General features: G+C 69.5%; 7 protein-coding genes and 1 pseudogene (1 of these 8 cut by a window edge). 4 read left to right on the plus strand and 4 right to left on the minus strand.

Going from position 1 to position 6,314, the window contains the following annotated elements; all coding sequences use genetic code 11:
- Positions 1–129 precede the first annotated feature (129 nt).
- Positions 130–831 carry an LAETG motif-containing sortase-dependent surface protein gene (locus ACGF07_RS11760; RefSeq protein ID WP_392897517.1) on the minus strand — a complete coding sequence of 234 codons (702 nt, stop codon included), beginning with the start codon at positions 829–831 and terminating at the stop codon, positions 130–132.
- A gap of 373 nt (positions 832–1,204) precedes the next feature.
- On the opposite strand from ACGF07_RS11760, the gene ACGF07_RS11765 reads away from it, so the two are divergent.
- Positions 1,205–2,176 (plus strand): heme A synthase, encoded by a 972-nt coding sequence (locus ACGF07_RS11765; RefSeq protein ID WP_392897519.1) that lies wholly within the window; start codon positions 1,205–1,207, stop codon positions 2,174–2,176.
- A gap of 28 nt (positions 2,177–2,204) precedes the next feature.
- Here the strand turns inward: ACGF07_RS11765 and ACGF07_RS11770 are convergent.
- The 3 genes and pseudogenes from ACGF07_RS11770 to ACGF07_RS11780 form a co-directional block, all read right to left on the minus strand.
- Positions 2,205–2,308: pseudogene (locus tag ACGF07_RS11770) on the minus strand (NUDIX hydrolase); the annotation flags it as partial.
- Positions 2,309–2,354: 46 nt separating this feature from the next.
- Positions 2,355–2,945 (minus strand): HD family hydrolase, encoded by a 591-nt coding sequence (locus tag ACGF07_RS11775; RefSeq protein WP_392897520.1) that lies wholly within the window; start codon positions 2,943–2,945, stop codon positions 2,355–2,357.
- 12 nt (positions 2,946–2,957) lie between these two features.
- Entirely contained in the window at positions 2,958–4,085 is a 1,128-nt protein-coding gene (locus tag ACGF07_RS11780) for a helix-turn-helix domain-containing protein (protein WP_392897759.1), read from the minus strand.
- Between the two features lie 256 nt (positions 4,086–4,341).
- Between ACGF07_RS11780 and ACGF07_RS11785 the strand changes: the two genes are divergently transcribed.
- The 3 genes from ACGF07_RS11785 to ACGF07_RS11795 all read left to right on the plus strand — a co-directional run.
- Entirely contained in the window at positions 4,342–4,785 is a 444-nt protein-coding gene (locus ACGF07_RS11785; RefSeq protein ID WP_392897522.1) for an ATP-binding protein, read from the plus strand.
- Between the two features lie 365 nt (positions 4,786–5,150).
- Complete coding sequence (locus ACGF07_RS11790) at positions 5,151–5,285, plus strand: hypothetical protein (RefSeq protein WP_350745308.1); 135 nt, start codon at positions 5,151–5,153, stop codon at positions 5,283–5,285.
- Positions 5,282–6,314: the 5' portion of a methyltransferase domain-containing protein gene (locus ACGF07_RS11795; protein WP_392897524.1), read on the plus strand. 497 nt of this gene lie beyond the right edge of the window; the window shows 1,033 of its 1,530 coding nt (coding positions 1–1,033); it begins with the start codon at positions 5,282–5,284; its stop codon lies beyond the right edge, outside the window. The genes ACGF07_RS11790 and ACGF07_RS11795 overlap by 4 nt, the downstream gene beginning before the upstream one ends.

Consider the following 6,314-nt stretch of genomic DNA (forward strand, 5'->3'; position numbering starts at 1 on the left):
GGTGCGACGACGCCCCCCGGCCTCGAGTGGCCGGGGGGCGTCGCTGCTGTGCGGTGCGTCCGGGCGTTCGGCTGTTCGGGTGATCGGCCGACGGGCGCGATCAGCCCCGGCTGCCGCGCCGGGCGGGGATCAGCCCCGGCTGCCGCGCCGCTTGCGGGCCAGCAGCACCAGCGCGCCGCCGACCAGCAGCACGCCGCCACCGGCCGCCGCGATCATCGGGGTGGCGTCGCTGCTACCGGTCTGGGCGAGCGCCGGGGCACTGGTGGCGGGCGCCGGGGCGACCGGGCTCCTGGTCGGGACGGGCGTCGCCGACGGCGTCGGGGTGGCCGAGGGGGCGGGGGTGCCCGGCGGGGTGGTGCTCGGCGTGGGGGTGGGGGTCGGGGTCGCCGTCCGGGTGGGCGTCGGGGTGGGGGTCGGAGTCGGGGTCTTGGTGGGGGTCGGGGTCGGAGTCGGCGTGTGGCACGGCTCGATGGTCTTGGTCTCGTTGATGTTCCAGCCCTTCTCGGCCGGGTTCTCCGTGGTGCTGACCACCAGGTTGGCCTTGATCGGGGCGTCGTGGTCCTTCACCGGAAAGGTGCCGTGGAACTCCGCGGGGAAGGTCTTGGCGTCCAGGACCTTCTCGCCGTCGATGGTGAGGCTGACGGTGTTCTTCACGTCAGGCTTCGGGCTGTAGTTGATCAGGTTGACCACGACCTTGTCGCAGGTCACCGACCAGGTCGGGACGTGCGCCGAGGCACCGGTGGCCAGGGCAAGGGGCAGGAGAAAACCGGCCGCCGCCGTACCGGCGAGCGCCGTCGCGCCGATCCGAATGTGCCGCTGCTGTCGCGCCATTACGCTGTTCCCCTCCGAACGGTCTTGCGCAGCAGGCGCGTTGAAGTGGATCGCGGTAGCCCGCTACGACTGTCCGGGGGACTCTACCGGCACCCCCGCACCTCGCCACACCCCGCCGCACGACCGGATTTCGTCTGTCGGGCCGTTCCCGGATGTGCTTGACCAGCCCATCACAGCCGTCACCTCGTAGAACGCGGATCGGGCGAACTTGAATGAACTTGGTCACCTCAGGAGAACAACGGCGCCAACCGGCGATCAGGTTCGGTCTGCGGAGGACGTTCGGCAGTCAGTCGACAAACCATCCGGCCGCAGTCGCCACCCCGGGCCGTGCCCCGGCCCAAGATCGCCTGTAAGGGCACCTACGATTGACGGCGTGCGTACCCCCTTCTCCCTGCTCGCCGAGCGCTGGCAGCCCTCCGCCGCGATGGTCCGGCGCGCCGCGTTCGCCGCGCTGGTGATGAGCGTGGTGATCGTCGTCACCGGCGGCGCCGTCCGGCTCACCGCCTCCGGCCTCGGCTGCACGACCTGGCCCCGCTGCACCGACGAGAGCCTGACGCCCACCGCCGAGATGGGCTTCCACGGCGTCGTCGAGTTCACCAACCGGATGCTCACCTACGTGCTCAGCGCGGCGGTCGGCTGGGCGATCCTGGCCGCCCGCTGCCACCGGCCGTGGCGGCGCGGGCTGACCCGGCTCGGCTGGGCGCAGTTCTGGCTGGTGATGAGCAACGCCGTGCTCGGCGGCATCACCGTGCTGACCGGCCTCAACCCGTACACCGTGGCGCTGCACATGATCGCCGCGATGGGCCTGGTCTGGGTCGCGCTGCTGATGTGGGAGCGCAGCAAGGAGGGCGACGGCCCGGCGAAGCTGTCGGTGGCCCGCCCGATCCACCAGCTCTCGTACGTGCTGGTGGCGGTGGTCGGCCTGCTGGTCGCGGCCGGCACCCTGGTCACCGGAGCCGGTCATCACCCCGGTACGCCCCAGGACAACAAGATCGTCCCGCGCATCCCGATCGACTACGACCGGCTGGCCCAGTTCCACGCCGACTTCGCGTTCGTCTCGGTGGGACTGACCATCGCGATGATCTTCGTCTTTGCGGCGGTGAAGGCCCCGCGGGCGGCCAAGGCCCGTACGAAGGAACTCCTCGCGGTGCTGCTGCTGCAGGGCGTCCTGGGTTTCATCCAGTACTTCACGGACGCCCCCGAACTCATGGTCGGCCTCCACATGCTCGGCGCAAGCCTCACCTGGATCGCCGCCCTGCGGATCCCCCTCGCCCTGCGCGTGAGGGAGCAGGAGGAGGCCCCCGCACAGCTACCCACCCAGGCCCCGCAGGCTGCCACCGTGTGACCACCGTCGAAGGCCCCCATCGGCTGGGGGCCTTCGACGTGTCACAGCATTCGAGGACGCCACCCGGAGGCTCCCAGGCCCCGTTGTCGGCCCGCCGAATCGCGAGCATTCGGCGTCCTCACCTGCCACCATTCCCGCGACGGACACCGAGTGGAACGGTGTTGCCGCCCCGGCGCTGTCACTCATGCACGGAAGAACCGAGATACACCTTCTGCCACTCGAGCGAGGTCATCGTGAGAGCTGCCTCCGCGAGTTCCCGGGCAGAGTCGGTCTTCAGGCTGCCGAGGCTGCTGTCGATCCAGGGCTGGACGTTCTGATAGCCCTGCTCCCGGTACTCGACCGCTTGAAGCAGGCATTCGAGCTTGTCGGCATCGTGTGCGACAACCACCTCCAAGCTCTCACCGTTCTCGTATTCCGCGACGACCGCGGTGATCCCGGCGACAACGGCGGGGTGGGCGGCACTGACCTGGTCCGCAGTTACCCGCTCATTGGAGGCGGCGGTGAGGTACCGCCGCCCGATGTGCGGGATGTCGCCGACGCGGGTCTCCTGGGTGTCGTGGAAGAGGGCGAGCAGGGCGACCTTCGCGGGGTCGGCGCCCTCCATCATCGCGAGGACTGCACCGACGACACCGGCACGGAAGGAATGTTCAGCGATCGTTTCGGGATCCTTTACCCCGGCGATCCACCAGCCGGACCGCTTCGCCCGCTTGAGCATCCCCGCTTCGAACAGGTACCCCGCTGTGCCCTTCGCCTGCCCGTTCTCTGCCATGGCCGCCTTCTCTCAAACGCCGAAACCGCCTGTCCGGAGACCGTAGTACACACACTCAAGCTTGCGCCGCGACTCGGAAGACAGAGTTCCGTCATCGAGTAGAACAGCAACTCTTCCAGCCAGTTCCCGCGCCACGTGCGGGTCGGCATCGAGCAGGTTCCGCCGGGAGAGGGCAAGGGCCCAGATGGAATGGACGTAGAGATCGGTGTACTCAACGGCCCGGTCGAGCCGAACGGCTAGTTCCCTCAGGAGCGCCGAGGCGTCCCAGGCTGGTCGGTCGCGTTCGGCCATGAAGCAGTCGTCCGTCTGAGGGCGGCGGTCGAGTCCGAGCCAGTGTGCCCAGTAGTTCAGGTTTGCCGTCTCGGCCTGGTCATGGTCAGCGATGGACCTGTTGATGAAGTCCCTCAGCAAACTTGGGTCGCCCTGACGAGCCAACGCCGCTGCCACCGATCTCGCTTCGGCCCACTGTGGCGACCAACCATCGACCCTCGCAATCAGTGTGCCCCTGCGGCGCAATCCGTCGAACCAATTCGCAGCATCCCATTGGCGGTCGTACGAGGCGAGGTACCAGGCTTGTCGACGCAGTAGAGCCGCGTCCGATCCGGCCCGCTCTGCCACATCCGAGGCAGTCCGAACCTTCTGGAAGAACCGTTCTCGCAGTCCGGGATCGAGGAGAGGCGACGACGAAACCGGCCCACGTCGCGCGGCCGGGATCGTCGAGTGCATGGCGACCACCCCAGGCAGGATTCCGCTGACCGCCCAGCCGATCATGTGAGTGGTGTCTCGCGTCAGGACCCATCCCGCAAGCGGGTGTTCGTGAAGCCGAGCCCTGACCGGCTCTGCTCTGAGGATCTCGCCCAGCAGAAGGTCAGCATCCATCGCGGTGGAAAGCATGTCCACCAAGCCCGGCGGAGCACCGAGGATGACCAGCTTGCGGCGCATAGCCACCAGGTTGCCTGCTCTGGTGGACGACAGCGGACGCCGCCCGGACTCCCATCCCTGGAGAGTGCTCTTGTCCACGCCCAGGTCGGACGCCAACTCCTCTTGAGTCCGCGGGATCTGCTCGCGAATGACCTTGAAGAGATAGCCGGCGATGGCACCTTCCGGCTCCCGCTCAGGTGAAGGCGGACTCCCGGTCAGTGTTGGGTCTCGCGTCGGGGGCGGTTGAGCAGCCATCGGGACTCCCCTTGGCCTTGATCGGCCGGGTAACTCGTACTGGCGGTCCGTCGGATCGTTGTGTCACGCGGCGTAGCGTCGTAGGCACGAAGCGAGGCCGTGATGTGGCTCGGAAATCGTAGTTCCGATGAAGCGGCATGCGGCCTTGAATGCCCGGATCCTCAGTCGAATCAGGTACTCGACCAGCTGCCGGGCACGCCGGTCCTCACTTGGAGTTGCCATGTCGCATGCCTTGCTGGAGGCTCATGTGCCTCCGTGCGCCAGCTCGGCGCCGGTCGCCAGCCTGGTGCTTCCCTACGAGCCCGAATCGGCGGGCCAGGCTCGCCGATTCGTCCGCGAGACTCTGGCGGCCTGGGGATTGGCGCAACTGGTTGACGCGGCCGAATTGATCACAAGCGAGCTGGCTACCAATGCCGTGAAGACCGGGTGCCAGCGAAGGATGACGGTGGGTGTTCAGCTGATCTCCCCGGCGAATGTGCGTATTACGGTGCGCGACGGGTCGTGTGCCGCGCCGGTGCTGATCCAGGCTTCTCCTGATGAGGAGTGCCACCGTGGCCTCGCCCTGGTGAACCTCCTGACCGGTGGCCGATGGGGCGTCAACCTCGAACCTCTCGGCAAGGTCGTCTACGCCGACCTTGCCGTGCCGGCGCCGGTCCCCCGGTGAACTCGGAGCCACCGGAGGCCAGTTACCCCTCCGCCGATGCGCAGCCGCCGTCCGTGCCCGACCCCACCCGCGTCTTGGCCGCCTGCGGGGTGTCCGCCGCTGCCGGCCTGCACCTCCTCATCGCGGCCCTGGTGCTGATCAACCGCTCCCACTGAACTCCCGTCCGCGCTGCCGGCCCGGCGGCGCGGACGGGACGACCAACTCACTTCCCTTTCTCCCCCCGAAAAGGAGCACGGCCATGTCCCGGCCCGAGCCGAAACCGCCCCCGCCGAAGCCGCAAAGTCCGCCGACGCCCCGGCCTCCGGACCGGTAGCGCCCCACCGGAACGCACGACCACCACAACGACAACGCACGAGGAGGCCCCCATGGGTTGGGGAACCGACAAGCCCAGCGGCGGCAAGCACGGCGGCAAGAAGGACCCCGGCACGAGCAAGCCGTCCCCCGACGGAACGCGGCCGGCGCCCGAACCGAAGCACAAGAAGGACGAGAGCGAGAAGTGACGGACCACGCGCATCGACCGGAGCAGGCCGCCGTTCGCGGCCTGCTCCGGGCCGTCGGCGAAGCGCTCGGCGGCCCCGTCCCCCGCGAGTGGAAGGAGGCGATCACGGCAGCCCCGCGCCACCGCTTCCTCCCCGAGCGGATCTGGCTGGAGGACGACCGGGGCGGCTACGAGCCCTGCGACCTGTCCACCGACCACCAGCGGTGGTTCGAGGCGGCCTACGCGGATCTGCCCGTCGTCACCCAGGTCAATGACGGCCAGGTACCGGCCGACCCGGGCGAAGCCTGGCCGTCCTCCTCGGCCTCCGCCCCCTCCATCGTCGTCCGCATGCTCCGCGACCTCGACGTCCGGCCCGGTATGAACGTCCTGGAGATCGGTACCGGCACCGGTTGGAACGCGGCCCTCCTCGCCCACCGCCTCGGCCCCGGACGCGTCACCTCGATCGAGATCGACCACGCGGTCTCCGAGCAGGCGTGGGCGTCCCTGAACGCAGCCGGCACGAACGTGGACCTGATCTGCGGAGACGGCTCCCTGGGCTGGCAGCACCGTCAGCCGTACGACCGGATCATCTCCACCTGTGCGGTCCGCCGGGTGCCTCGGGCATGGATCGACCAGACCCGCCCGGGCGGCCTCGTCCTCACCCCCTGGGACAGCCCGATGCTGTGCTGGGGGCTGCTCAGGCTCACCGTCGAGCGTGACCGGGCCCAGGGCCGCTTCAGCCCGCACTCCGCGTTCATGCTGATGCGCAACCAGCGGCAGGACCTGCGGATCTTCCGCGATGTCGTCCGAGACGAACACGTTCCGGAGGAGTCCGAAACCGTACTGCCCCCGTGGGAGGTCACGGGCGACCGCTGGGAGGCCCGGTTCGCCCTCGGCCTGCGACTGGGCGACGTGTGGACCGTCTGGGAGGAGGAGCCGGGGGGGGGGGGGGGGGGCGCCCCGGCCCGGGGGGGGGCCCCCCCCCCCCCCCCCCCCGGGGGGCGCGCCCCCGCCCCCCCCCCCCCCCCCCCCCCCCCCCACCCGCACACCA

It is taken from the genome of Kitasatospora sp. NPDC048194, assembly GCF_043202455.1.
Lineage (GTDB): Bacteria > Actinomycetota > Actinomycetes > Streptomycetales > Streptomycetaceae > Kitasatospora.

Excerpts from the sequence above, each read along its gene's own strand:
- ACGF07_RS11785 (WP_392897522.1), top strand. The coding sequence starts at position 4,342 with ATGTCGCATGCCTTGCTGGAGGCTCATGTGCCTCCGTGCGCCAGCTCG.
- ACGF07_RS11790 (WP_350745308.1), top strand. The coding sequence starts at position 5,151 with ATGGGTTGGGGAACCGACAAGCCCAGCGGCGGCAAGCACGGCGGCAAG.
- ACGF07_RS11775 (WP_392897520.1), bottom strand. The coding sequence starts at position 2,945 with ATGGCAGAGAACGGGCAGGCGAAGGGCACAGCGGGGTACCTGTTCGAA.
- ACGF07_RS11760 (WP_392897517.1), bottom strand. The coding sequence starts at position 831 with ATGGCGCGACAGCAGCGGCACATTCGGATCGGCGCGACGGCGCTCGCC.